We start from the raw sequence: 23,997 nt of genomic DNA, 5'->3' as shown, positions 1-23,997 counted from the left end.
TCCCGCTCACGCCCCGACGGCGTGCAGCGCGATCTCCCGCCGATGGCCGCGGTCGCGGTGCTCGATCAGGTAGATCCCCTGCCACGTGCCGAGCGCCAGCCGTCCGTCGCGCACGGGGATGGTGAGCCCCGAATCGGTCACCATCGTGCGGATATGCGCCGGCATGTCGTCCGGTCCCTCCAGGCCGTGGACATACTGCCCGTGGCGCGGCGCGAACCCGTCGAGGGCGGTCATCAGGTCGACCCGCACATCGGGGTCGGCGTTCTCCTGGATCGTCAGCGAGGCCGAGGTGTGCCGGCAGAACACGCTGACGAGGCCTGAGCGGATGCCGCTCTCGCCGACGAAGGCGGCCACCGCCTCGGTGATGTCGGTAAAGCCCTGGCCGGACGTCGCGACCGTGATCCGCGCGCTCGCCTGCCGGGTCACGTCCCCGGCCGAAAAGCCTTCGAGCGATCCGATCTTGCCGGCGCTCCTGCCCGCCTGCCTCATTCCGATGCCTCCATCGTCGCCCCCGGCGCGACCTCGCGCTCGCCGCGGGCCAGGATCCGCTCCAGCACCTCGACCCGGTCCGCCTCCGCCGGGGGCTTGTCCCAGCGGATGCGGCTGACGCGGGGGAAGCGCATCGCCACGCCCGACTTGTGCCGGGTCGAGCGCTGCACGCCCTCGAAGGCGATCTCCAAGACCAATCCGGCGTCGCGGCCGTAGGCGACCTCGCGCACCGGGCCAAAGCGCTTGGTAGTATGGTTGCGAACATAGCGGTCGAGCTTTTGCAGCTCGGCATCGGTGAAGCCGTGATAGGCCTTGCCGACCGGCACCAGCTCCTCACCCTCCGCCCCCTCGCGCCAGCAGCCGAAGGTGTAGTCCGAGTAGAACGACGAGCGCTTTCCGTGGCCGCGCTGGGCGTACATCATCACCGCATCGACGACGTAGGGCTCGCGCTTCCACTTCCACCACGGCCCCTTCGGGCGGCCAGGCAGGTAGGGGCTGTTGAGGCGTTTCAGCATCACGCCCTCGACGGCGTCGGCATCCGCGCCAGCGCCGGCGGAAGCCGGGTCGGCGCGGGCGCTCGCGACCTCGTCCCAGGTCGCGAAGGGGACGAGCGGCGAGAGGTCGATGCGGGCATGGTCGAGCTGCCGCACCAGGGCTTCCAGCCGGGGCCGGCGCTCGGCGAAGGGCAGTCCGCGCAAGTCCTCGCCCTCGGCTGAGAGAACGTCGTAGGCGCGAACATGGGCCGGGAACTCGTCGAGGAGCTTGCCCGTCACCGCCTTCCGGTTGAGCCGCTGCTGCAGCACATTGAAGCTCTGGACCCGGCCCTCGCGCAGAATGAGCAACTCACCGTCGATCGCGCCCTCGAACGTGATCGCGTCAGCGAGATCGGGGAAGGCTTCGGAGATGTCCTCTCCCGTGCGCGAGTAGATTTTCTGGACCTGCCGGCCCTGGCCGTCGCGCCCGCCCGCGAGCTGCACCCGGATGCCGTCCCACTTCCACTCGGCGGAGAAGGCTTCGGGCTCGAGTTTGTCGAGATCCTCGAATTCTTCCACCGGGTGCGACAGCATCGGTGGGCGAAACGGCGCCGGGTTGCGGCTCTCGGGCCGCTCAGCGCGTCCCTCGACCCAGCCGAACAGCTCGATGTAGGGCGGCTTCAAGCCGTGCCAGACCTCCTCCACCGCATCGGCCTCGTGGCCGCCGAGCGCGCCGATTGCGGTCTTGGCGAGCCGGGCCGAGACGCCGACCCGCAGGTTGCCGGTGACGAGCTTCAGGAGCGCCCAGCGCCCGGTCTCGTCGAGGGCATCGAGCCAGCCCGCCAGATGCTGCGGCAGCGCGCGCTTCGGGGTGGTGGCCAGCGTCTCGACCACTTCTGCTAGGGTCGGGACGGAGGGCGGCGGGTTGTTATGGCCCGGGCCTGGGTGATCCCCTCCCGAAGCTTCTGGAAAGGTCGCGCCGGCCCCTCTCCCGCCCGCTCCGCGTGCACCCTCCCCCGCCCAGGAGGGAGGGCTCTGATCCGGTCCCGGCCAGATCAGCGCCGTGGTCTCGGCGAGATCCCCCACATAGTTGTGCGAGAGCGCGAACAGCACCGGATCGATCCGCTCCTCCACGAGTCCGCGGATCAGCGCCGGCTTGGCCTCGCGAAAGGTCAGCCCGCCGGTCATGGCAGCGAGCGCCCAGCCCCGCTCGGGGTCCGGCGTACTGGCAAAAAAATCCTGCAGCAGGCGCAGCTTGGCGTTGCGGCGCGGCTCGTAGGCGAGGCGGTCGAGGAGGTGGGCGAAGTCGTTCACGCCGAGGCCTCCTCCATCTTCGGTTCCTGCCCGGGATCCGGCTCGGCCTCGCCGTCGTCGCCGTAGCCCAGCATGTGCAGCGGCTTGGCGCGGATGCCTTGCGTGCCGCACCAATGCACCAACGCGTCCTCCTGTCCGTGGGTGACCCACACCTCCTCCGCGCCGGTGTCGCGGATTGTGCGGCACAGGTCCGGCCAGTCGGAATGGTCGGAGATGACGAGCGGCAACTCGACGCCCTTCTGCCGGGCGCGGGCGCGCACCCGCATCCAACCCGAGGCGAAGGCGGTGACCGGATCGGGGAATTTCCGCGACCAGACATCCTGGATCGAGGAGGGCGGACACAGCACGATGGCGCCGTGCAGATCCTTGCGCTCGGCTGCCACCACCTTCGGCGTCTCGCCGAGCGGCACGCCTTCGCGCTTATAGAGTTCGGTCAACTTCTCCATGGCCCCGTGCAGGTGGATCGGCCGGTCCCAGCCCTCCTCGCGCAGCAGCGCCATCACCCGCTGCGCCTTGCCGAGGGCGTAGGCGCCAACGATGTGCGCGCGCTCGGGAAACAGCGTCACCGATTCGATCAGCTTGCGCACCTCGCCTCGCGTGTCGGGGTGGCGGAAGACCGGCAGGCCGAAGGTCGCCTCTGTGATGAACACGTCGCAGGGCACCACCTCGAACGGCAGGCAGGTCGGGTCGGGCGCGCGCTTGTAGTCGCCCGAAACGACGATGCGCTGGCGCGGCCCCTTGCCCGCCCCCTTGCCTTCGCGTTCGATCGCGATCTGGGCCGAGCCGAGCACGTGCCCGGCGGGGGCGAAGAACACGGTGACGTCGCCGATGCGCATCCGCTCACCGAGCCGCGCCTCCTGGCGCGAGGCACAGAAATCCTCGCCGTAGCGCACGGCCATGATCCGCAGCGTCTCGGGGGTGGCCAGCACCGTGCCGTGTCCGGCGCGGGCGTGGTCGGCATGGCCGTGGGTGATCAGCGCCCGCTCCACCGGCCGCGTCGGATCGACGTGGAAGCGCCCGAGCGGACAATAGAGGCCCTCGCGGGTCAGGGTGAGGAGATCGGAGGCGCGCTGCGACATCGGCCGGGATATAGGGCGGAACCTTCCGTAGCACCGACACCCCGCCATCCTGCCGCGATGTCACGCCAACTTTCCTCCGGTGACCTCCTCGCCGACCGCCGCTACGCCTATGCCGAGGCCTGCCTCGCCGAGGGCGATCCCGGCGCGGCGGCGGAGATGGCGAGCCAAGCCCTCGACCTCGCGCCCGGCTATGCCCCCGCCTGGTTCCTGCTCGGGCGCGCCCGCGAAGCCCTGTTCGGGCAGAGTCGCGACGAGGCCGACCGGCTGGCGGCCCTCTCGGCCTTCGAGCGGGCGCTCGACCTCGATCCGTCTGATGCGCTCGGCAGCCGGCTGCACCGGGCGGCGCTGGGCGGGGGCGACGCCCTCGCGGCGATGTCGCCGGCCTATATCCGCGCGCTGTTCGACGGCTACGCCCCGCGCTTCGAGCGGCACCTCGTGGACGAACTCGGCTATTGCGGGCCGGCGCTGATCGTCGCTGCACTCGATGCGCTGCCCGGGACACCACCGGTTTGTGCGCCGCAGCACTTTTCGAACGTGCTCGATCTCGGCTGCGGCACCGGCTTGATGGGGCGTGCGCTTGCGAACCGGGCCGGGCGTCTGGCCGGGTGCGACCTCTCCCCGGCGATGCTCGCTCAGGCCGGCCGCACCGGACTCTACGAGCGCCTCGTCGAGGCCGATCTCGTCACCTTCCTTGCCGGGGAACCGGAGGCCTCAGCCGACCTGATCGTGGCGGCGGACGTGTTCATCTATCTGGGAAACCTCACATCCGCGCTGGCCGGAATGGCCCGCGCACTACGGCCCGGAGGGCTGGCCGTTTTCACCGTCCAGTCGCCGCAGGAGGAGGAAACCGGCGTCGTTCTCGGCGCCGACGGCCGCTACGCCCACGCCGATGCCTACCTGCAGGCCGAGGCGCGGCAGGCCGAACTCGTTGTCGCCGAGATGCGTCCAGCGGCCATCCGGCGGCAGAAGAGAATAGACGTGCCCGGTCGGCTTTTAATCCTGCACAAACACTTGATCGGAACTCCTGAAATGAGTGCAACCAGACAGCCGTAATACCGTTGTGCTGCGGAGCAAAATCAGGGGAACCGATGGCCGACGAGTCGAACAAAGCCTTTCCGGCAAGTGCTGCAACGCGGGTGCCCTTCGCACTGATGCTGGCCGGTACCGCCGGCGCTGCCGATTCGATCGGCTTTCTTGAATTCTCTCAGCTCTTCATGTCGTTCATGAGCGGCAACACCACGCGCTTCGGCGTGGCCGTGGCCGGCTTCGACTGGGACGGGACCACGCGCTTTGCCAGCGTGATCGCGCTGTTCTGCTTCGGCGCCTTCCTTGGTACGCTGATCGCGGCCTGGGCCGGTCGCTTCCGGCTCTCGGTCCTGCTCATCATCCAGGCGATCCTGTTCGCCATCGGCCTGCTGGTCCCCTTCGGCACCACGGCCTTCCCGCTCCACGCCTACCCGATCGTGCTGGCGCTCGGCATTCAGAACGCGACGCTTCAGGATGAGGCGGGCCGCAGCCTCGCCATCACCTACGTCACGGGAACCGTGGTCCGCTTCGGAGCGGGCGTCGCCAACCTGATCCTGCACAAGCCCGCCCCGTCCTTCTGGCTGCAGGCACCTCTCTGGGGTGCGCTCAGCACCGGCGCCGTGGTCGGCGGCTTCCTCCACGGATGGTTCGGCGAGCGGGCCTTCCTGTTCCCGGCCGGCTTTGCCGCCCTGCTGGCGGTGGTCGCGCTGGTGCTGACGATCTGGCTCAAGGACACGCCCTACGTCTCGGGCGTCGCCGCCCCGCAGCCCGATGCGCATCCGGAGGCGAAGCCGACGGCGACCGCGCCTGCTGCCGCGGGCTGATCCTCAACCCTCGTCGCTCGAACCGCCGCGCAGCCGCTTGACGCTGCTGCGGCGGCTCTTTTCATCGAGGCGCCGCTTCTTCGAGGCCAGAGTCGGCCGGGTGGCGCGGCGGGGCGTCGGCGGCACCGCCGCTTCCGCCACCATCGCCGCGAGCCGCTCGCGGGCATCCGCCCGGTTGCGCTCCTGTGTGCGGAAGCGCTGGGCGCTGATGACGAGCACGCCCTCCCCCGTCAGGCGCCGTCCCGCGAGCCGCATCAGCCGCACCGCCACGGCGTCGGGCAGGCTGCGGGAGCGGCGCACGTCGAAGCGCAACTGCACCGCGGTGGAGAGCTTGTTGACGTTCTGCCCGCCCGGCCCCGAGGCGCGCACGAAGCTCTCCTCGATCTCGGCCTCGTCGATCTCGATCTGCGGCGTGCAGCGGAGCCCCACGGCGGTCGCCCTTTCCCGTTGAGAGCCTCAGCCCGCCTCGCCCGGCGTGCGGGCCCGCACCGCCAGGGCATGCAGCCCGCGCTTAAAAGCCTCGTCGAGGAGCCCGTTGACGAGCCTGTGACGCTCGACCCGGCTCTTGCCCTCGAACGCCGCCGAGACGACATCGAGCCGGAAATGGGTCTCGCCCTCCGGCCGGGCGCCGGCATGGCCGGCGTGCAGGTGCGACTCGTCGATCACGTCCAGCGCGGTCGGGGCCAACTCGGCGTCGAGCCGCCCGGCGATCCAGTCCTTCAGGGTCCCGGTCATCGTTTCCTCACTGCGAAAGGCGGCGCTTCAAATGCGCCGCGAACGTGTTTCGGACATGCCGGCCCGGCACCTTTCGGGCACAGAAGCGTCAACCCCGGATCGAAGCATGCGGCATCAGGCCCGACGGCCTTTCCGTCCGCGCGTCCGCCCCTCATAATCGGCCCGTCATGGATCTCAACTCGCCGCTGTTCGACCGCATTCGCATCAAGCCGACCTGTGACGATCCCAAGCAGGGAGCGAAGGCGGGAACGCGAGCCGGTGGGCGGAAGGGCGCCAATGCCGGCGCCGCCACGACCGAGGCGGCCTGCGAGGCGCAGGGCTGCACCCATCCCGGCCTCTACCGCGCGCCCAAGGGGCGCAAGCAGGAGGGGCAGTACTGGCGCTTCTGCATCGATCACGTGCGCGCCTACAACGCCGCCTACAACTATTTCGACGGCATGAACGACGCCGCGGTCGAGGCCTACCAGAAGGACGCGATCATCGGCCATCGGCCGACCTGGTCGATGGGCATGAACGCTGCCGCAGGGGCAGCGGAGAGCAAGGCCAAGGGAGCCAAGCCCGAGGCCGAGCGCGACTGGGCCTATGCCGATCCGCTGGGAATTCTGCGGGCGAACGGGGTCGGCGGCGGGGCGGCGGGGCGGCGCCAAGCCGAGCCGGAGCCGCAGCGGCCGCGTCACTCGGCGGCAGTGCGCAAGGCGCTCGACGTCATGGGCCTCGACGAGAACGCCGACACCGCTGCGATCAAGGCGCAGTACAAGACCCTGGTGAAGCGCTTCCACCCGGATGCCAATGGCGGAGACCGCTCCTTCGAGGACCGCTTGCGCGACATCATCCGCGCCCACGACGTGCTGCGCGCTGCCGGGATGTGCTGAGCGCGGCCTCCCGCCGCCGCGTCGGACCGCGCCAGTCTCGGCACGGGGAAGACTATCCGCCCTTGCGCCGGGCGCCGGTCGGGCCGGCGATGGATGGGGCAGCAAATGTCCGTGCGCGCCCTATATCCATGCGATACCGCTTCTTCGCGAAGCCGGCTTCCCGGATGAATCATCCTTCGGGCCGACCCGTCTTTCTGGCTGAGCCCCCTTGGCGATGCCGCCGGGCGGCGATTAAGGATGACATCCGCCCGCTTACCGACGGGCTGCCCGGCAGGTGAGTTGACGACGAAATTGCGCGGTCGCGCGGGCTTACGCACGCTCCCGGCCGCCTCGATGAGGTTCCGTATGCTGTCCGACGATACGCCCGCTTCCCTGCCCGATCGCCAGGTTTCCGTCCGCGAGGTGTTCGGCATCGACCTCGACCTCAAGGTGCCGGCCTATTCCGAGCCCGAGGAGCACGTGCCGGACCTGGATCCGGACTACATCTTCGACCGCGAGACCACGCTCTCGATCCTGGCGGGCTTTGCCCGCAACCGCCGCGTCATGGTCACCGGCTATCACGGCACCGGCAAGTCGACCCATATCGAGCAGGTCGCGGCGCGGCTGAACTGGCCCTGCATCCGGATCAACCTCGACAGCCACGTCTCGCGCATCGACCTCGTCGGCAAGGACGCCATCGTCCTGCGTGACGGCAAGCAGGTCACCGCCTTCCAGGACGGCATCCTTCCCTGGGCCCTGCAGAACAACGTCGCCCTCGTCTTCGACGAGTACGATGCCGGCCGGCCCGACGTGATGTTCGTGATCCAGCGCGTGCTGGAGGTCTCCGGCCGCCTGACGCTGCTCGACCAGAAGCGCGTCATCCGCCCGCATCCGGGCTTCCGCCTGTTCGCCACCGCCAACACGGTCGGCCTCGGCGACACATCCGGCCTCTATCACGGCACTCAGCAGATCAACCAGGGCCAGATGGACCGCTGGTCGATCGTCACCACGCTGAACTACCTGCCGCACGACCGCGAGGTCGACATCGTGCTCTCGAAGGCGACGCACTACCAGAACGAGGGTGGGCGCGACACGGTGAACCGGATGGTGCGCGTGGCGGATCTCACCCGCAACGCGTTCATGAACGGCGACCTCTCGACCGTCATGAGCCCGCGCACGGTCATCACCTGGGCCGAGAACGCCGACATCTTCCGCGACATCGGCTTCGCGTTCCGGGTGACCTTCCTCAACAAGTGCGATGAGCTGGAGCGTCCGCTGGTGGCCGAGTTCTACCAGCGTGCCTTCGGCAAGGAGCTGCCCGAGAGCGCGCTCAACGTTGCGCTGAGCTGATCGGGCAGCCGTCCCCCTCGCAGGCGACGGGGACGGCGCTCGTCTTCCCGGTTTTGGGGGCCCGCCGTCATGGCATTGCCCCGACCGGGCCTTCGAACTCGATTCGGTGGCGTCCGCGAAGATATGGCCCTGACCAACCGCCCCAAGACCGGTGATCGTAAGGAACCCGGCGCCGAGCCGCTGAAGCGCTCGGTGGCCGGTTGCTTGCGCGCCATCGCCAAGCGGCCGGATATCGAGGTCACCTATGCCAGCGACCGGCCGGCGCTGATCGGCGACAAGGCGCGCTTGCCCGAGCCGACGCGGCGGCTCACCGCCGAGGACGCCGCGATCCTGCGTGGCCACTCCGATTCCATGGCTTTGCGCCTCGGCTGCCACGACACGAGCGTCCACCGCCGGCTCGCCCCCGACAACGCCGCGGCGCGCGCCGTCTACGATGCGGTCGAGCAGGCTCGCGTCGAGGCGATCGGTTCGCGCCGGCTGGAGGGCGTGGCGGCCAACATCACCGCGATGCTGGAGGACCGCTACCACCGCGGCGGCAAGTACGAGAACATCACCGACCGAGCCGACGCGCCAATGGAGGATGCCGTCGCGCTGATGGTGCGCGAGCGGCTGACCGGCCAGAAGCCGCCGCCCGCCGCCGCGCGGATCGTCGATCTCTGGCGCGACCATATCGAAGCGCGGGCCGGGAAGAACCTCGACGGCCTGATCGGCACGATCGACAATCAGCGCGGCTTCGCCCGCTCCGTGCGCGACCTGCTCTCCTCCCTCGACATGGCCGACCAGACGCCGCTCGATCAGGACGACGAGAGCGACGAGGACGAGAACCAGGCTCAGGACGACGAGCAGCAGCCGAGCGAGGGCGAGGCTGAAGAGCAGTCGCAGGGCGACCGCGCCGAGATCGAGGTGTCCGATGAGGCCACTGACGAACTCGACGAGGGCGCCACCGAGTCCGCCGACGCGCCCTCCGGCGAATTGCCGGAAGAGGCCGAGGACGCGGAATCGGAGGAGGCTTCCGAATCCTGGCGCCCGCCGAGCCAGCGCGGCAACGAGCGCACCGGCCCCGATTACCGGGTCTACAATCCGCGCTTCGACGAGACCGTCGAGGCCGAGGATCTGTGCGATGCCGAGGAGCTGACGCGGCTGCGCAGCTATCTCGACAAGCAGCTCGCCCACCTTCAGGGCGTCGTCGGGCGTCTCGCCAACCGCCTGCAGCGTCGCCTGCTGGCGCAGCAGAGCCGTGCCTGGGACTTCGACCTCGAAGAGGGTCAGCTCGATCCGGCCCGCCTCGTCCGTGTCGTCACCGATCCGTTCCAGCCGCTCTCCTTCAAGCAGGAGAAGGACACCGACTTCCGCGACACGGTGGTGACGCTGCTGCTCGACAATTCCGGCTCGATGCGCGGGCGCCCGATCACGGTCGCGGCGACCTGTGCCGACATTCTCGCTCGCACGCTGGAGCGCTGCGGCGTGAAGGTCGAGATTCTGGGTTTCACCACCCGCGCTTGGAAGGGTGGCCAGTCCCGCGAGGCGTGGCTCGCTAACGGCAAGCCGCCCAACCCCGGCCGCCTGAACGATCTGCGCCACATCATCTACAAGTCGGCCGACGCGCCCTGGCGGCGCGCGCGAAAAAACCTCGGGCTGATGATGCGCGAGGGGCTGTTGAAGGAGAACATCGACGGCGAGGCGCTGGATTGGGCCCACAAGCGCCTGCTGGCGCGGCCCGAGCAGCGCCGCATCCTGATGGTGATCTCGGATGGCGCGCCGGTCGATGATTCGACGCTGTCGGTCAATCCCGGCAACTACCTCGAGCGCCACCTGCGCTACATGATCGAGGAGATCGAGACCCGCTCGCCGGTCGAGTTGCTCGCCATCGGCATCGGCCACGACGTGACGCGCTACTACCGCCGCGCCGTCACGATCATCGACGCCGAGGAACTCGGCGGCGCGATGACGGAGAAGCTGGCCGAGCTGTTCGAGGAGAAGACCGGCGCGTCCGGTGGCGGCGGGGCAATGCGGCGGGTGGCTGGGCGGCGCTGACCGACCGCATCCGGGAGGGGCCGCCTCCCGGTTACGGTGTGGACGATGCGGCGAGGGTCAGCGAGACCCGTCGGGGTGTCCGTCCCGTCGTCTCAGCTCCGGCTTCAGGATCATGCGGCCTTCATAGCCGTCGTAGCCACCGCTATAGGTGAAGCGGTTTAGCGCGAGCTTTTGTCGCCTCTCCAGGGAAAGATCGCTCTCCCGCTGCGCGGTTTGCGGCTCGCCGACGCGGCGACGCGCCTGTCCCTGTATGCTGTACGGCTTCGGCATTCGCGGACGATCCATTCGATCCTTTAGGTCGGCCGGGGCTTGCAGGCCCCGTGAGGCGCGGGCTTCACGCTACAGCAGTTAGGGCGTTCAGGCCCAGGTCAGAACGGACTGACCGGAAAAAACCGTAGATAGAGCTCAGCGTATTTTCCGTCGTCCCACACCCGCTGCAACGCATCGTCGAGGGCGCGGGCGAGTGCCGCGTCCTCGGTGCGGGTGACGAAGCCGATGCCCTCGCCAAAATAGCGGTTCTCCAAGTAGTCGCCGCCGGAATAGGCGCAGCAGCCTTCCGCCTCCTGGCCGTTCAGCCACAGAGCGAGGCTGAGGCCGTCGGCGAACAGATACTCGACCTCGCCGCGCTTGAGCGCGCTCTCGGCCGCTGACAGGTCGGTGAACGTCTTGCCTGTGGCCTTGGGGAAATAGGCTTTCAGGTAGGCCTCGTGGGCGCTGCCCTCCACGATTCCGACGCTCCGCCCGGCCAGCGCGCTCGCCGAGGGGGCGGGCAGACCGCGATCCTTGCGGGCGACGAAGCGGGCCGGCCAGCGGAAATAGGGTCGCGTGGCCAGGAAGCGCGCGCGCAGGCCCGCGGTCAGGGGCACGGCGGCGGCGACCACGTCGCCTTGCTTGTCGGCGAGCGCGTCGAGCAGCGTGTCGAAGCGGCGCGCCTGCACCGTGCAGGTGATGGTCAACCGGTCGCAGACCGCGCGGGCCAGTTCCACGGCAAAGCCCGTCGGCATGCCGTCGGGCCCTGCGAAGTGCAGGGGCGGGAATTCGTCGTCGGTCATGAAGCGGACGGCCCGTCCCGTCTGCGGCGCCTCGACGCGCTCACCACGCGCCCGCGGATTCCAGAAATTCGGGATGGCCACGGACGGCGTTGGCGCGGGATCGGTCGGCTGTTGTGCCGATGCAACATTGGTTAATGAAATGATAACGGCTGGTACGATCAGCCACTGCATCCAGCGGTAGAGAATTGACGCGCTGGTTGTCGTCGTGGCGCAGTGCACGCCGATGGAGAGGTCCGAGCCCATGCCTCTCCCTAGCACGGCGCGGGCTCGCAGGGAGCTATCCCCCTGTCCGATCTCGACCGCCGACGGAGCAACCGGTCCGCTCTGCTCCCGCCGGAAATCGGCTTCCTCGCGGCCGAGGGCGTTCCCCTCGAGACGTTGAGCCGGGCCGCGACCATCGCCCGCCGCTGCGGCACCGACGCCGCGACCGCTCTCCTCAACGAGGGACTTCTCTCCGAGGAGGCGTTCTATCGCGCGCTGGCCCGCCGGCTCGGAGCGACCTTTCTCGCCGGATCTTTCACGATCGGAGAGGGCGTTCCGTACAGGCGCTGTCTTGAGGCCGGCGCCGCGCCGCTCGTGACATCCGAGGGAGGCGAAGTCCTCGTCGCGGCACCGCGCGGTGCCGCGGTGGCGCGCCTGATTGCGGCGGGTCGAACGGCGCAGCCTCTTGCCATCACGACTCCGACGGCCTTGAGGCAGGCCCTGTTCGCACGGTACGGGGCCGCCATCGCCGAGGATGCCTCCGAAACCCTGGGGCGTCTGCGTCCCGAATGGTCCTGCCGCCCTGGCCCGCTGGCGATCGACCTTGTCTTGGCCGGCAGCGTGTTCGCCCTTGTCGTCCTGCTCGCTCGCCTTCCGACGATGGCCGGCTTCCTCCTGCTGCTGCTGATCCAGGGCCTGATGCTGACCCTGCTGACCTTTCGCCTCACCGCGGCCGGGATCGGGGCTGTCGAGATCCTGCGCGCCGCAGAGCCCGAAAAGCGGCCGGCGCTCCTGACGGACGAAGAACTTCCGACCTACACGATCCTCATCGCCCTCTACCGGGAGGCGCCGGTGGTGCCGCGTCTGCTCGGCGCCCTGCGCCGGCTCGACTATCCGGCAGCCAAGCTGGATATCAAGTTCCTGCTGGAGGCGGACGACGAGGCGACCGCCACGGCGTTCCGCGCGACCCCGCTGCCTGCCCGCTTCGAAATCGTCACCGTCCCGGAGGGCATGCCGCGCACGAAGCCGAGGGCGTTGAACGCGGCCCTGCCGCTCGCCCGCGGCGAGCACCTCGTGGTCTACGACGCGGAAGATGTGATATCGCCCGAACAGCTTCGCCTCGCCGCGACGCTGTTTGCCCGCGCGCCGGCCTCGACCGCCTGCCTCCAAGGCCGCCTCGTCATCGACAATCACGGCGACGGTTGGCTCCCGCGCCTGTTCGCCATCGAGTACGCGGCCCTGTTCGACGTGCTCGGCCCGGCCCTGGCCGCGTGGCGGATGCCGACGCCGCTCGGTGGAACCTCGACACATTTCCGCACCCGCGTCCTGCGCGATCTCCATGGATGGGATTCGTGGAATGTCACCGAGGATGCCGATCTCGGCCTGCGCATGGCGCTTGCGGGCTACGATGTCGGCGATCTGCCGAGTGCGACGTACGAGGAGGCGCTCGCCCATCCGCGCAAGTGGCTGCGCCAGCGCACCCGCTGGATGAAGGGCTTCCTGCAGACGAGCTTCACCCATGGCTGGCGCCCGCTCCACCTCTATCGCCGCCTCGGTGCGGCGGGGAGCCTGTGCGTGCTGGCGCTGCTGCCCGGCACGGTCGTCTCAGCCCTGTTCTATCCCTTCATGCTGCTCGGCGGTCTCGTCGACCTCGTCAGTTGGGTCGAGGCGGACGACGGCGTCGCCATCGTCAAGCGTGCGGCTTCGATCACGGTGTTCCTCGGCGGGCTGGCGGCGATGTGCCTGCCCGGCCTCGTCGGCTGCCTCCGGCGGGGATGGTTCGACCTCGTGCCGCTCGTGCTGCTGCTACCCGTCTACTTCCTCCTCGGCAGCGTCGCGGCGTGGCTCGCCGTGTTCGAACTGGCTCGGCATCCGCACCGCTGGAACAAGACCGAGCACGGGCTGGCCCGCACCTCCCGGACCGGCGCGCTCGGGCGGCGCCCGCTCGGCGCGATCAGATCCGCTTCGACAGCTCCGCTGCCGTCTCCGCTGCCGGCCGGTTGAGGTTGACCGCGCCGACGAAGCCGTTGCGGGCGTCCATCAGGTAGACGAGCGCGGTGTGCTCCATCGTGTAGTCGCCGCCCTGGCTCGGCACCTTCTTGGCGTAGGCGCGGAAGGTCTTGATGGTCGCCGCCACCTGCTCCGGGCTGCCGGTAAGGCCCGTAATGCGCGGATCGAAGCTCGACAGGTAGGTCTTGAGGGATTCGGGCGTGTCGCGCTCGGGATCGACGCTGACGAAGGCGACCTTCAGCGCGTCGGCCTTGGGGCCCAGCGCCGCCAGCACATCGCTGATCTGCTGCAGCGTGGTCGGGCAGACGTCGGGGCAATGGGTGAAGCCGAAGAACATCAGGTAGGGCTTGCCGGCAAAGTCGCGCTCGGTGACCGTCGCCCCGTTCTGGTTCACCAGGGTGAAGGGCCCGCCGACGCCGCTCGGGCCGCTCTGGGGATGCTGCGGCACCAGCGTCATCACCAGCGCGACGGAGAGGGCCACGAGACCGGCGACGAAGGCGGCGAGCGGCAGGAGAACGCTGCGGGAGGGACGACGCATGGAGCTCTCGGAAGCGTGTCTACGAAGGCGGCCCAACGGGGCGGGACGACCGTGTGGAACGGGCCCCGACTCCGGACGCTGTGCTGAAAGCGACAGCCTCGGTCGTCAGTGCGCCACTCCTCACATCACAGAGCCCAAGGCGTGCCGCAAGCCCGCGGGAAGCCGCACGGGCGCCCGGTCCTCCGGACGATGCGGCGTGTCAGGAGGCTTCGGCCCGGATCTCGACGGGGGCGTCCGCGCCGCGGGCGTTGTGCCGGCGCAGGGCCTCTCCGACCATCAACAGCGCCGGCCCTTCGAGATCCGAAGCCTCGATTCGCCCGGCGAGATCCGCGGCGGTGCCGGCGACTGTCGCCTGCTTGGCGCGGGTCGCGTTGAACACGACGAGGGCCGGCGTCTCGGGAGCGAGCCCCTCGGCGACCGCTCGCTCCAGCAGGGCCCGCAACGTGCGCTTGGGCATGTAGACGACCGTGGTGACGCTGCGGTCGGCCAGCGCGCCCCAGTTCAGATCCTCGGGCAACGCCCCGCGGCGGTCGTGGCCGGTGACGAATTGCAGGCGCCGGGCCGCGTCGCGATGGGTGAGCGAGACGCCGAGTGCCGCCGCCGCGCCCTGCGCCGCGCTGACGCCGGGGACGATGGTGCAGGGGATGCCCGCGGCCTCGCAAGCCTCGATCTCCTCGCCGGCCCGGCCGAAGACGAGCGGGTCGCCGGATTTCAGCCTCACCACCTGCTTGCCGGATTTCGCCAGCGAGACCATCAGCGCGTTGATGTCGTCCTGGCGGCAGGAGGGGCCGTGACCGGTCTTGCCCACCAGCATGGTGCGGGCCTCGCGGCGGGCGTAGTCGAGGATTTCGGGAGCGACGAGGTCGTCGTAGAGGATCACGTCGGCATTGCGCAGGGCGCGCAGGGCCTTGAGCGTCAGCAGTTCGGCATCGCCCGGCCCGGCGCCGACGAGCGTCACGGCACCGCCGAGCGGCAGCGCCTCGGTCTGGCCCAGCAGGTCGGCGAGGTCGGCTTCCGTCGGGGTGCGGTCCGGTTCGGCGAAGGCGCGGTCGGTGAAGCGCTCCCAGAAGCCGCGCCGCTCGGAGAAGCCGTGGAAGCGGGAAGTGACCGCCTCGCGCCAGTCGCGGGCGGCGGCGACCCAGTGCTTGAAGCCGCGCGGCAGCATCGCCTCGATGCGCGCCCGCACCGTCTGCCCGAAGACCGGGGCGGCGCCCTCGGTCGAGATGCCGACGACGAGCGGCGAGCGGTTGACGATGGCGCCGAACTTCACGTCGCACAGATGCGGCCGGTCGACCGCGTTGACGATGGCACCCGCCGCGCGCGCCGCCGCGACGAAGGCGATGCAATCCTCCTCGTCCTCCATGGCACCGATGGCGAAGGCCGCGCCTTGAAGATCCTCCGGCGTCCAGCGGCGCTCGTGCAAGGTCACCGAACCGGCGGCGATCTCGGACGGCACGCCGCGCAGCTCCTCGCTCGGCGCCTCGGCATAGACATCGACCCGCGCGCCGGCGGCGGCGAGCAGCTTCACCTTCCAGGGGGCGCCCCCGTTGGAGCCGGCGAGCACCGCCCGCTTGTCCTGCAGCGGCACGAACACGGGCAGCACCGCCAGCGGCTCGAGGCCGGCGCGGGTTTCGCGGGGTTGGCGGGGCGTGCTCATGGTCTTCTTGTACGACTCGACTTGTGATCCCATCCCCATCCCGCATCCTGAGGTGCCGGAGCGGAGCCTCGAAGGAGGACTCCAGGGCGCGCGGCATTCCCGGAGCCCTCTCCTTGAAGCTGCTTCGCAGCACCTTAGGAAGAGGGCGAGAGTAGGACGGAGGGCCTGAAAACTGCGCCTACGCGGCGCTGCGCGCAAGCGTCGGCGACAGCAGCTTGCGAATCTCGGGGATGCAGGAGCCGCAATTTGTTCCCGCCTTGCAGGCCGCGCCCACCGCCTCGACCGAGCCCGCTCCAGCTGCGATCGCCCCAGTGATGACGTCGAGCCCGACGCCGTGGCAGGCGCAGACCATCGGCCCGGCCGAGGCCGAAGCCGCCCGGCCCGAGAGCAGGGCGCGCCGGTCGAACGCCTCGATGTCGGGGCTGGCGAAGACCGCCTTGGCGATTTCCCAGTCCGGCCGCCGGTCACCGGGAGCCACGCTGAGCGCCGCAATGAGTTGGTCCCCGCGATAGACGGCGCAGCGGTAGAGGCCGCGGGCGTGATCGACGTACTCGGCCAGCTCGTGGCCGGGGAACAGTCCACGCACGGACAAGGCCATCTCTCGCGAGCCCTCCTGGGTCGCGAAGATGAGGCCGGAGCCGCCCTGAACGGTCGCCCGCGCCCACCACCAGCCGGCGGGCGCCGCCTGGATGTCCCGCGTCAGCAGGTAGCCGCGGGAACGGTAGGCCACGGCCTCGACGGAAGCGGGCGTCGCCTTCAGTTCCGGCTGGCCCGAGACCGGATCGGCGATGCCGCGGGCGAGCGCCGCCGCGCGCCCGTCGGAGGCGGTCATGTCGGACCAGTGCATCGGCACGAAGATCGAGCCCGGCAGAACGGCGTCCGTCACCGTCACTTCGAGGATCGCGCTGCCGAGCTCGGTCGCGACGCGGGCAAATCCTCCGTCGCTCAGGCGGTAGCGGGCCGCGTCGTCGGGATGAACCTCGACGAAGGGCACGGCGCGGTGGGCGGAGAGGCGCTGGCTTTTGCCCGTGCGGGTCATGGTGTGCCAGTGGTCGCGGATGCGGCCGGTGTTGAGCACCAGCGGGTGCGCGGCGGTGACCGGCTGCGCCAGGGCCGGCGGCTGCACCGCGACGAAGCGGGCGCGCCGGTCGAAGGTGTAGAAGCGCCCGTCGGCAAAGAGCCGGGCGCGGCCCGTCTTCGCCTCCGGCCCGCGCTTCGGCACCGGCCACTGCATCGGCCGGTGCGCGTCGTAGGCAAGCGAGCTCATCTCGGCGAGGCCGCCGAGGTCGAAGTCGCGGCTGCCCTCGTTCTCGAACGCCGAGAGCGCAGCGTGTTCGCGAAAAATCTCGGCGGCGGACTGGTAGGCGAAGGCCTCGCCGTGACCGAGGCGGCGGGCAACGTCGCACAGGATCGCCCAATCCGCCCGCGCCTGCCCCGGCGCCTTCAGGAAGGCGCGCTGGCGCGAGATGCGGCGCTCGGAATTCGTCACCGTGCCGTCCTTCTCGCCCCAGGCCAGCGCCGGCAGCAGCACGGTCTTCTTACCCGTCGCGCGGGCGCTGTCGCTGTTCGCGACCGCCTCCGAGACGACGTAGAGGTCGAGCCCCTTGATCGCCTCGCGGATCCGGTCGGCCCGCGGCATCGAGACGAGCGGGTTGGTGCCGATTACCCAGAGCGCCTTGATCTTGCCCCGCTCGATCGCCTCGAACAGCGCGACCGCCTTCATGCCCTCGCCGGTGATGATGTTGGGCGCCTTCCAGAAACGGCGGACCCGGTCCACCTCTTCCGGCGCGAAGTGCATGTGGGCGGCGAGCATGTTGGCCAGGCCGCCGACCTCGCGCCCGCCCATGGCGTTGGGCTGGCCGGTGAGCGAGAGCGGGCCCATGCCGGGCTGGCCGATCCGCCCGGTGGCGAGATGGCAGTTGATGATGGCGTTGCCCTTGTCGGTGCCCTGCGCCGACTGGTTCGCCCCCTGGCTGAAGCCCGTGACGACGCGCTTCGTCCGGGCGAACAGCTCGAAGAAGGCCTGCACGTCGGCTTCGGCCAGACCCGTGGCGCGGGCGGTGGCGGCGATGTCCGGCGCGATCTGCCGGGCGCGCTCCAGGGCGCCCTCGAAGCCGGCGGTGTGCGCCTCGATGAAGCGCAGGTCCAGCTTGCCCATGCCGGCCAGATGCACCAGCAGGCCGGAGAAGAGCGCGGTATCGGTGCCCGGCTGGAGGCCGAGATGGAGGTCGGCCTCCTCACCGGTTTGCGTTCGGCGGGGATCGACGGTGACGATCTTCGTGCCGCGGTTCTTGCGGGCATCCATCATCCGCCGGAACAGGATCGGGTGGCACCACGCGGCGTTGGAGCCGACGAGCACGATCAGGTCGGCCTCGTCGAGATCCTCGTAGCAGCCCGGCACCGTGTCCGAGCCGAAGGCGCGGCGGTGGGCGGCGACGGCGCTCGACATGCACAGCCGCGAATTGGTGTCGACGTGCGGCGTGCCCAGAAAGCCCTTCGCCAGCTTGTTGGCGACGTAGTAATCCTCCGTCAGGATCTGGCCCGAGAGGTAGAAGGCGATCGCGTCCGGCCCGTGCTGCTCGGCGATCCGCCTCAAGCCGCCGGCCACGGTGCCGAGCGCGCCCTCCCAGGTCGCGGTCCGGCCGTCCACGATCGGATCGAGCAGCCGGTCGCCGAGATCGACCGTCTCGCCGAGCGCCGAGCCCTTGGAGCAGAGGCGGCCGAAATTCGCCGGATGGTCGGGGTCGCCGGCGATCGCCACACCGCTCTGGCCGTCCGGCGTCGCGAGCACGCCGCAGCCGACGCCGCAATACGGGCAGGTCGTCTTCACGGCGGGCGCGGTGCTGTCGGAGGCGGGCTGAGACATCATGAATCCTCGGCGGATTTTTCGTCGCAGGGACGTTTCGCTGGGGATAGCAAAAGTCGGGCCGCTCACCTTCGCACCACCTGAGGTTGGATGAAGCGCCGAGCCATTTCGGAGGGGGCCGGCGACGTTCCTCTGCTATCGTCGACGGTGCTGGCGGCCGGAGACCCGGTCGCTTGGACATCCGCCGGTCCGGCCTCAGATAAACACGACAGAACAATCAGAGAGAGGAAGCCATGAGCGAGACCGCGAGCACCGCCGCCGAGCGCGTTGAACCCGTCACGGCCGAGCAGGCGGACAATTCCGGTACGCCCCTGCGGGTGACCGCGACGCCGGCGGCGCTGGAGCTGATCGAGGAACTCAAGGCGGAGTACGGCCCGGTGATGTTCCATCAGTCCGGCGGCTGCTGCGATGGGTCGTCGCCGATGTGCTACGCCGTCGGCGACTTCATCACCGGCGACGGCGACGTGCATCTCGGCCGGGTCGGCGGCGCGGATTTCTTCATCTCGCGCTCGCAGTTCGAGGTCTGGAAGCACACCCACATCATGCTCGACGTGGTGCCCGGCCGCGGCGGCATGTTCTCGCTCGAGAACGGCCGCGAGAAGCGCTTCCACATCCGCTCGCGGCTGTTCACGAGCGCGGAGAACGAGGCGTTGTCTGGCGCCTGCCGGATGTAGGCTGCCATTTTACGGGCTCCAACCGCGGCGCGGCCATCCTGCACGTCGAGGGGCAGGATGGCCTCTTCCGCCGCGTGAGCGACGACAGCCAGTCCTAGGCCTGCCGCCGCAGGGCATGGACCGAGAACAGCCCGTCCCGATCGGTCCAGGCTTCGACCGAAGCCCAGCCGGCGCGGGCCGCGAGCGTCCGGAAGCCGTCGAGGGTGTATTTGTAGCTGTTCTCGGTGTGGATCGATTCGCCCTCCGCGAAGGCGAAGCCGCGCCCGGCGACGCGCACGCTCTGCGCCCGCCGGCTGACCAGATGCATCTCGATGCGCGAGGCCGCCTCGTTAAAGAAGGCCCGGTGCGCGAAGGCGTCCGGGTCGATCTCGCCGTCGAGTTCGCGGTTGATGCGGTGGAGGAGATTGAGATTGAAGGCGGCGGTGACGCGGGCCGCGTCATCGTAGGCCGCCTCCAGCACCGAGCGGTCCTTCACGAGATCGACGCCGAGCACCAGCGTCGCCCCCGCGCCGAGGATGCGCCCGAACACGTCGAGCAGGCGGGCCGCCTCGCCCGGCTCGAAATTGCCGATGGTCGAGCCGGGGAAGAAGCCGGCCAGCGCCCGGTTCTCGAAACCCCCCGGCAGGGCGAAGGGCCGGGTGAAGTCGGCGACCACCGGCTCGACGGCGAGGTCGGGAAAATCGCCGCGCAGCGTCACGGCCTGTTCGCGAAGGAACTCCCCCGAGACATCGACGGGCAGGTAGGCCGAGAGCCCCGGCAGGTGCCGCAGCAGGCGCCGCAGCTTGGCGGTCGAGCCGCTGCCGAACTCGACGAGTGCTGCGCCCTCCGGCAGCAGCGCCGCGATTTCGGTACCGCGCGCGTCGAGGATGCCGAGTTCGGTCCGGGTCGGGTAGTATTCCGGCAGCACGGTGATCTGCTCGAACAGGGCGGAGCCGGCCGCGTCGTAGAAATACTTGGCCGGCAGCACTTTCGGGCTTGCGCCGAGTCCGTCCCAGACATCGGCCAGGAACAGCCCGTTCTCGGAGAGGGGAGCGGCCGGGCTGGCGGCCGTGAGGCGGGGGTCGATCGTCAAAGGCTGTCTCCGGGACCGCGGGAGGGTTGGGCGAGGCGGGTGATCAGCCTCGCGCGTCGGCGAGCCGCAGGCCGGTGAACTGCCAGCGCTGATGCGGGTAGAAGAAGTTGCGGTAGCCGGGCCGCGCATGTCCGTCCGGCGTGGCCACCGAGGAGCCGCGCAGCACGTACTGGCTCGACATGAACTTGCCGTTGTACTCGCCGAGCGCGCCCGGCACCGGCCGGTAGCCTGGATAGGGTCCGTAGGCGCTGCGGGTCCATTGCCAGACGAGGCCGAAGGCGTCGTCGATCAGGCCGTCGCCGGCGGCGACTTCCCACTCGGCTTCCGTCGGCAGATCGCGTCCGGCCCAGCGGGCATAGGCATCGGCCTCGAAGTAGCTGACATGCGTGACCGGCGCCGCCGGATCGACGGCCCTGCGGCCGGCGAGCGACATCATCGACCAGCGTTCGGACTCGCGACGCCAGTAGCCCGGCGCGTCCCAGCCTTCACGCTGCACGCAGAGCCAGCCCTCGTTGAGCCAAAGCTCCGGCCGCGCGTAGCCGCCGTCTTCCATGAAGGCGAGCCAGTCGCGGTTCGTCACGAGGCCGCGGTCGATAGTGGAGCCGAGCATCAGCACGTCGTGACGCGGGCTCTCGTTGTCGAAGGCGAAGCCGTTTCCGTCGTGGCCGATCTGGGTGATGCCTCTTTCCAGGGCAGCCTTGCCGGCATCTGCCTGCGCCTTGGGCATCGACCAGGCCGGGTCGTAGACCGGATCGAGCGGGTTCTGCGCGAAAGCGTGCAGGATGTCGGTGAACATCAGCTCCTGATGCTGCTGCTCGTGGTAGAGGCCGATCTCCAGGATCGGCAGCGCCCGCTCCAGCGCCGTCTCGGAGGTCTCGCGCAGCCACACCGTTACCGCGCGATCGACATGGGCGCGGTAGGCGGCGGTCTCCGCCGCGGTCGGCCGGGTGATCATCCCGCGCATGAAGCGCGGCTGCCGGGGGCCCGCCTGCACGTAGTAGGAATTGAATAGGTAGTGCAGGCGCTCGTCGTAGATGGCGTAGCCCGGCAGGTGCTCGCGCAGCAGGAACTGCTCGAAGAACCACGTCGTGTGCGCCCGGTGCCACTTGGTCGGGCTCGCATCCTCCATCGACTGGATCTGCTGGTCCTCCGGCGAGAGCGGGGCGGCACGCCGCTCGGTCTCGTCGCGGACGGTGCGGAAGGCCGCGATCCAGGCGTCGCGGTCGATCGGGCGGGCGTCGAGCGGCGGCGGCGGGAAAGCCGCGCCGCTCTCAGAATGGGTGAGATGTGCTGCGACGGCTGCCATGGTTGGAATCTCTTCCTCCGTTGTGCGGCGGAAATAGACGCTGATTGCCTTATGACAACGCCGGAGCCCGCCAAGCTGTTCGTCGCACCCCGTGTCGCACCCCGGTCGGACCAGGGGAGAAGCGCGGCCTTTTTGCAGCCGCAGTGAGGTGTCCTTAACCGTGGCTGCCGGACACTCGCCGCCCCGATGTTCCCAAGGATGCGCGAGCCTGAGGCGGCGGTGATGCGGATCGATCTGATGGCAGGGGCGACCCTTTCGGCGGCATGGCCGGCGCAGAACGCGCAGCCGATCATCCTCGTGTTCGATTCCGGCCTCGGTGGCCTGACCGTGCTGGAGCAGGTGCGCCGCGCCCGGCCGGATGCGTCCTACGTCTATGCCGCGGACGACGCGGCCTTCCCCTACGGCGCGCTGAGCGAGGAGCGGCTGGTGGCACGGGTGATCGCGGTGATGGAGCGGCTGCTGGCGCGCCACGCCCCCGACCTCGTGGTGATCGCCTGTAACACCGCCTCGACCCTGGTGCTGCCGGCCCTGCGCCAGCGCTTCGTCACGCCTTTCGTCGGCGTGGTGCCGCCGATCAAGCCGGCCGCCGCGCTGACGCGCACCCGCCTCGTCTCCCTGCTCGCGACGCCGGGCACCGTGGCGCGGCCCTATACCCACGACCTCGTCCGGAATTTCGCGGCGCATTGCGCCGTGACGCTGGTGGGCTCCAAGAACCTCGCGGGCTACGCCGAGGCCGAGATGGCCGGAGAGCCGGTCTCGGACGCGGCGATCCTGGCCGAGATCGAGCCCTGCTTCGTGGAGGGGGCGGACGGCCGGCGCACCGACGTGGTCTGCCTCTCCTGCACCCACTACCCGCTGCTGCTGCCCCGCTTCGAGCGCCTCGCGCCGTGGCCGGTGACGTGGATCGATCCGGCCCCGGCCATCGCCCGACGGGTGATCCAGCTTCTCGGCGAGATGCCGGCGCAGTCCCCCGACGCGCCGCCCGCGCGGGCCGTGTTCACGGGCGGAAGCGGACTGACCCCGGCGCTCGGACGCTCGCTGGAGCGGCGGGGTCTGTTCGAGACGATGATCGAGGCGATGCCGCTGACGGTGAGCTGATACGGCCCCGGCTTGATTGAAGCGGGGACCGTATCGGCAAGCCCGCGCGGCGCTTGAGCGACGCCCAAATCCGCTATCCCGAAGGGATCGACCGGATTTGGCAGGAGGCGAACCGTCACCGCGATTCCCGCGGCGCCAGTTCCTCCGGCACCAGCGTCGCCGCATCCTGCCGGGCGACGATCTCGCCGATGTCCGCCGGCGAGAAATCCCAGGCATCGACCCCGACGTCGCAGGAGCGGATGGTGTCGGGCAGCGTCGCGTGGGTGTGGCCGTAGAGGTGCCGGGTCTCGCGCCACAGGCCCGGCCAGGCGCGATGGGCGTAATGCGCCAGGTATAGCCGCCAGGTCCGGCCCGCCGCGTCCGTCACCGAGATCCTGGCGCTTTCCACCGGCGGCTCGGCCCAGGGCAGATCGAGCACCCGGTTGCTGTCGTGGTTGCCGCGCACGAGCCGCTTGGTGCCGTTGAGCTGGGCGAACACGGTGGCGCAATGCTCGCGGCTCGCATGGGCCGCGAAGTCGCCGAGATGCCAGACCTCGTCCGAGGGGCCAACCCGAGCATTCCAGCGGGCGATCAGCGCCGCGTCATGCGCCTCCACCGAGGGGAAGCCGCACCGTCGGCGCTCGACAAGGCGGGCGTCGCCGAAATGCGTGTCGGCGATAAAGTAAGTAGCCATGCCTTCTTCACGTTGATGTGAGACAACTGGAGGATCGCGGCGGGCGGATCACCCGACATCCCGTCGCAACGCAGCACACGCCGCCGAAAATCCTCCGGCCGGTCACAACATAAGGTACAATGATGCCGATCGACCCACCGTGCGTGCGCGAACGGATCGCCCGTCGCAGCGGATGGTTCGAGCGCCGCACCATTTTTCCGAGGACTCGTGGCGAAGTGTCACTTGGGTCGCTCTCCGCCCCTGCCCAAACGTGCTAGCGCGGCGGCCATGTCGGTCTCGACGAAAATTCTCGTTGTCGTCGCCCTTGCCGTGATCGTGTCGGCATGGGGGTGGATGCTGGACTTGAGCCTGTCCGCCGCCCATGCATGGCTGCTTGAACAGATCGGTCACACGGGGATGCGGCTGCTGATCGGAGCCATGGTGTTCGCCGGGGCCTGGGCCCTGTGGAAGGAGACGGAGGATCGATGAGCCGCACTCTGGCCGTCGCGTTTCTGGGACTCGCTCTCTATCTCGGTGTCGTGGACTGCCTTCTGACCGTCAGTTTCTCGGCGGTGCATACTTGGTTGGTCGATCTGGTCGGCCGGACCGGCCTGTGGATCGTCATCGCCGTCACGCTGTTCGGCGGCGGATGGGTTGTCTGGAGCGAGCAGGACGACGGCTGAGCGCGGCGCGGCA

23 protein-coding genes are annotated in these 23,997 nt (G+C 69.7%); 10 read left to right on the top strand and 13 right to left on the bottom strand.

The features are described from left to right. Positions 1 to 6: 6 nt before the first annotated feature. The 3 genes from MFF24_RS12150 to MFF24_RS12140 are packed head-to-tail and all read right to left on the bottom strand — an operon-like array spanning position 7 to position 3,355. Complete coding sequence (locus tag MFF24_RS12150; RefSeq protein WP_238224667.1) at positions 7 to 489, bottom strand: secondary thiamine-phosphate synthase enzyme YjbQ; 483 nt, start codon at positions 487 to 489, stop codon at positions 7 to 9. Further along, positions 486 to 2,276, bottom strand: a complete 1,791-nt coding sequence (locus tag MFF24_RS12145; protein WP_238224666.1) for a cisplatin damage response ATP-dependent DNA ligase — start codon at positions 2,274 to 2,276, stop codon at positions 486 to 488. The genes MFF24_RS12150 and MFF24_RS12145 overlap by 4 nt, the downstream gene beginning before the upstream one ends. Next, a complete protein-coding gene (locus tag MFF24_RS12140) occupies positions 2,273 to 3,355 on the bottom strand; it encodes a ligase-associated DNA damage response exonuclease (protein ID WP_108941070.1) in 1,083 nt (360 codons plus the stop codon). Before MFF24_RS12140 ends, MFF24_RS12145 begins: the two co-directional genes overlap by 4 nt. Before the next feature lie 57 nt (positions 3,356 to 3,412). Here MFF24_RS12140 and MFF24_RS12135 point away from each other — a divergent pair, with 57 nt between their 5' ends. Then, positions 3,413 to 4,408 (top strand): class I SAM-dependent methyltransferase, encoded by a 996-nt coding sequence (locus tag MFF24_RS12135; RefSeq protein WP_238224665.1) that lies wholly within the window; start codon positions 3,413 to 3,415, stop codon positions 4,406 to 4,408. A 35-nt stretch (positions 4,409 to 4,443) separates the two neighbouring features. Then, complete coding sequence (locus MFF24_RS12130) at positions 4,444 to 5,205, top strand: YoaK family protein (protein WP_108941068.1); 762 nt, start codon at positions 4,444 to 4,446, stop codon at positions 5,203 to 5,205. Positions 5,206 to 5,208: 3 nt separating this feature from the next. Here MFF24_RS12130 and arfB read toward each other — a convergent pair whose 3' ends face one another. Continuing rightward, positions 5,209 to 5,634, bottom strand: coding sequence for an alternative ribosome rescue aminoacyl-tRNA hydrolase ArfB (arfB, locus tag MFF24_RS12125; RefSeq protein ID WP_108941067.1), 426 nt, complete (start codon positions 5,632 to 5,634; stop codon positions 5,209 to 5,211). A 27-nt stretch (positions 5,635 to 5,661) separates the two neighbouring features. Next, a complete protein-coding gene (locus MFF24_RS12120; protein ID WP_108941066.1) occupies positions 5,662 to 5,940 on the bottom strand; it encodes a BolA family protein in 279 nt (92 codons plus the stop codon). Positions 5,941 to 6,107: 167 nt separating this feature from the next. Between MFF24_RS12120 and MFF24_RS12115 the strand changes: the two genes are divergently transcribed. From MFF24_RS12115 to cobT, 3 genes are all read left to right on the top strand, one after another. Continuing rightward, positions 6,108 to 6,812: a J domain-containing protein gene (locus MFF24_RS12115; RefSeq protein ID WP_133090896.1), complete on the top strand. Its 705-nt coding sequence runs from the start codon at positions 6,108 to 6,110 to the stop codon at positions 6,810 to 6,812. 345 nt (positions 6,813 to 7,157) lie between these two features. Beyond that, entirely contained in the window at positions 7,158 to 8,141 is a 984-nt protein-coding gene (cobS, locus tag MFF24_RS12110) for a cobaltochelatase subunit CobS (RefSeq protein ID WP_108941064.1), read from the top strand. 123 nt (positions 8,142 to 8,264) lie between these two features. Beyond that, the gene (gene cobT, locus MFF24_RS12105; protein ID WP_238224664.1) at positions 8,265 to 10,175 is read left to right on the top strand and encodes a cobaltochelatase subunit CobT; all 1,911 of its coding nucleotides are present in this window, start codon (positions 8,265 to 8,267) and stop codon (positions 10,173 to 10,175) included. A 57-nt stretch (positions 10,176 to 10,232) separates the two neighbouring features. On the opposite strand, the gene MFF24_RS12100 is transcribed toward cobT, so the two are convergent. Both MFF24_RS12100 and MFF24_RS12095 read right to left on the bottom strand, forming a co-directional pair. Further along, positions 10,233 to 10,445 (bottom strand): hypothetical protein, encoded by a 213-nt coding sequence (locus MFF24_RS12100; protein WP_238224663.1) that lies wholly within the window; start codon positions 10,443 to 10,445, stop codon positions 10,233 to 10,235. A 98-nt stretch (positions 10,446 to 10,543) separates the two neighbouring features. After that, complete coding sequence (locus MFF24_RS12095) at positions 10,544 to 11,470, bottom strand: transporter substrate-binding domain-containing protein (protein ID WP_238224661.1); 927 nt, start codon at positions 11,468 to 11,470, stop codon at positions 10,544 to 10,546. A gap of 135 nt (positions 11,471 to 11,605) precedes the next feature. Between MFF24_RS12095 and MFF24_RS12090 the strand changes: the two genes are divergently transcribed. Further along, complete coding sequence (locus tag MFF24_RS12090; protein WP_238224659.1) at positions 11,606 to 13,432, top strand: glycosyltransferase family 2 protein; 1,827 nt, start codon at positions 11,606 to 11,608, stop codon at positions 13,430 to 13,432. Here MFF24_RS12090 and MFF24_RS12085 read toward each other — a convergent pair. From MFF24_RS12085 to MFF24_RS12075, 3 genes are all read right to left on the bottom strand, one after another. Further along, positions 13,383 to 13,976, bottom strand: coding sequence for an SCO family protein (locus MFF24_RS12085; RefSeq protein WP_238224658.1), 594 nt, complete (start codon positions 13,974 to 13,976; stop codon positions 13,383 to 13,385). The genes MFF24_RS12090 and MFF24_RS12085 overlap by 50 nt on opposite strands. A 199-nt stretch (positions 13,977 to 14,175) precedes the next feature. Continuing rightward, positions 14,176 to 15,633 (bottom strand): siroheme synthase CysG, encoded by a 1,458-nt coding sequence (gene cysG, locus MFF24_RS12080; RefSeq protein WP_238224657.1) that lies wholly within the window; start codon positions 15,631 to 15,633, stop codon positions 14,176 to 14,178. Between the two features lie 178 nt (positions 15,634 to 15,811). Next, positions 15,812 to 18,499, bottom strand: a complete 2,688-nt coding sequence (locus MFF24_RS12075) for a nitrate reductase (RefSeq protein WP_238224739.1) — start codon at positions 18,497 to 18,499, stop codon at positions 15,812 to 15,814. Between the two features lie 233 nt (positions 18,500 to 18,732). Here MFF24_RS12075 and MFF24_RS12070 point away from each other — a divergent pair, with 233 nt between their 5' ends. After that, a complete protein-coding gene (locus MFF24_RS12070; RefSeq protein ID WP_133090904.1) occupies positions 18,733 to 19,173 on the top strand; it encodes a DUF779 domain-containing protein in 441 nt (146 codons plus the stop codon). A gap of 94 nt (positions 19,174 to 19,267) precedes the next feature. Here the strand turns inward: MFF24_RS12070 and egtD are convergent, their stop codons facing one another. Both egtD and egtB read right to left on the bottom strand, forming a co-directional pair. After that, positions 19,268 to 20,245, bottom strand: coding sequence for an L-histidine N(alpha)-methyltransferase (egtD, locus tag MFF24_RS12065; RefSeq protein WP_238224656.1), 978 nt, complete (start codon positions 20,243 to 20,245; stop codon positions 19,268 to 19,270). A gap of 43 nt (positions 20,246 to 20,288) precedes the next feature. Continuing rightward, complete coding sequence (gene egtB / locus MFF24_RS12060; RefSeq protein WP_238224655.1) at positions 20,289 to 21,551, bottom strand: ergothioneine biosynthesis protein EgtB; 1,263 nt, start codon at positions 21,549 to 21,551, stop codon at positions 20,289 to 20,291. Between the two features lie 222 nt (positions 21,552 to 21,773). Here egtB and murI point away from each other — a divergent pair, with 222 nt between their 5' ends. Then, positions 21,774 to 22,649, top strand: coding sequence for a glutamate racemase (murI, locus tag MFF24_RS12055; RefSeq protein ID WP_238224738.1), 876 nt, complete (start codon positions 21,774 to 21,776; stop codon positions 22,647 to 22,649). A 115-nt stretch (positions 22,650 to 22,764) separates the two neighbouring features. Here murI and MFF24_RS12050 read toward each other — a convergent pair whose 3' ends face one another. After that, positions 22,765 to 23,322 (bottom strand): metallophosphoesterase family protein, encoded by a 558-nt coding sequence (locus tag MFF24_RS12050; protein WP_238224654.1) that lies wholly within the window; start codon positions 23,320 to 23,322, stop codon positions 22,765 to 22,767. A gap of 267 nt (positions 23,323 to 23,589) precedes the next feature. Between MFF24_RS12050 and MFF24_RS12045 the strand changes: the two genes are divergently transcribed. After that, positions 23,590 to 23,790 (top strand): hypothetical protein, encoded by a 201-nt coding sequence (locus MFF24_RS12045; protein ID WP_108941052.1) that lies wholly within the window; start codon positions 23,590 to 23,592, stop codon positions 23,788 to 23,790. Beyond that, positions 23,787 to 23,984, top strand: coding sequence for a hypothetical protein (locus MFF24_RS12040; protein ID WP_108941051.1), 198 nt, complete (start codon positions 23,787 to 23,789; stop codon positions 23,982 to 23,984). Before MFF24_RS12045 ends, MFF24_RS12040 begins: the two co-directional genes overlap by 4 nt. Positions 23,985 to 23,997 lie beyond the last annotated feature (13 nt).

The sequence above is a fragment of the Methylorubrum aminovorans genome, from assembly GCF_022179725.1.
GTDB lineage: Bacteria > Pseudomonadota > Alphaproteobacteria > Rhizobiales > Beijerinckiaceae > Methylobacterium > Methylobacterium aminovorans.
Note: the sequence above shows the minus strand (reverse complement) of the source record. Positions and strands in the feature narration are given on the sequence as shown.

Coding starts and splice junctions, on each gene's coding strand:
- MFF24_RS12150 (WP_238224667.1), bottom strand. CDS start 489: ATGAGGCAGGCGGGCAGGAGCGCCGGCAAGATCGGATCGCTCGAAGGC.
- MFF24_RS12140 (WP_108941070.1), bottom strand. CDS start 3,355: ATGTCGCAGCGCGCCTCCGATCTCCTCACCCTGACCCGCGAGGGCCTC.
- MFF24_RS12135 (WP_238224665.1), top strand. CDS start 3,413: ATGTCACGCCAACTTTCCTCCGGTGACCTCCTCGCCGACCGCCGCTAC.
- MFF24_RS12130 (WP_108941068.1), top strand. CDS start 4,444: ATGGCCGACGAGTCGAACAAAGCCTTTCCGGCAAGTGCTGCAACGCGG.
- MFF24_RS12120 (WP_108941066.1), bottom strand. CDS start 5,940: ATGACCGGGACCCTGAAGGACTGGATCGCCGGGCGGCTCGACGCCGAG.
- MFF24_RS12115 (WP_133090896.1), top strand. CDS start 6,108: ATGGATCTCAACTCGCCGCTGTTCGACCGCATTCGCATCAAGCCGACC.
- cobS (WP_108941064.1), top strand. CDS start 7,158: ATGCTGTCCGACGATACGCCCGCTTCCCTGCCCGATCGCCAGGTTTCC.
- cobT (WP_238224664.1), top strand. CDS start 8,265: ATGGCCCTGACCAACCGCCCCAAGACCGGTGATCGTAAGGAACCCGGC.
- MFF24_RS12100 (WP_238224663.1), bottom strand. CDS start 10,445: ATGCCGAAGCCGTACAGCATACAGGGACAGGCGCGTCGCCGCGTCGGC.
- MFF24_RS12095 (WP_238224661.1), bottom strand. CDS start 11,470: ATGGGCTCGGACCTCTCCATCGGCGTGCACTGCGCCACGACGACAACC.
- MFF24_RS12085 (WP_238224658.1), bottom strand. CDS start 13,976: ATGCGTCGTCCCTCCCGCAGCGTTCTCCTGCCGCTCGCCGCCTTCGTC.
- cysG (WP_238224657.1), bottom strand. CDS start 15,633: ATGAGCACGCCCCGCCAACCCCGCGAAACCCGCGCCGGCCTCGAGCCG.
- MFF24_RS12075 (WP_238224739.1), bottom strand. CDS start 18,499: ATGTCTCAGCCCGCCTCCGACAGCACCGCGCCCGCCGTGAAGACGACC.
- MFF24_RS12070 (WP_133090904.1), top strand. CDS start 18,733: ATGAGCGAGACCGCGAGCACCGCCGCCGAGCGCGTTGAACCCGTCACG.
- egtB (WP_238224655.1), bottom strand. CDS start 21,551: ATGGCAGCCGTCGCAGCACATCTCACCCATTCTGAGAGCGGCGCGGCT.
- murI (WP_238224738.1), top strand. CDS start 21,774: ATGCGGATCGATCTGATGGCAGGGGCGACCCTTTCGGCGGCATGGCCG.
- MFF24_RS12050 (WP_238224654.1), bottom strand. CDS start 23,322: ATGGCTACTTACTTTATCGCCGACACGCATTTCGGCGACGCCCGCCTT.
- MFF24_RS12045 (WP_108941052.1), top strand. CDS start 23,590: ATGTCGGTCTCGACGAAAATTCTCGTTGTCGTCGCCCTTGCCGTGATC.
- MFF24_RS12040 (WP_108941051.1), top strand. CDS start 23,787: ATGAGCCGCACTCTGGCCGTCGCGTTTCTGGGACTCGCTCTCTATCTC.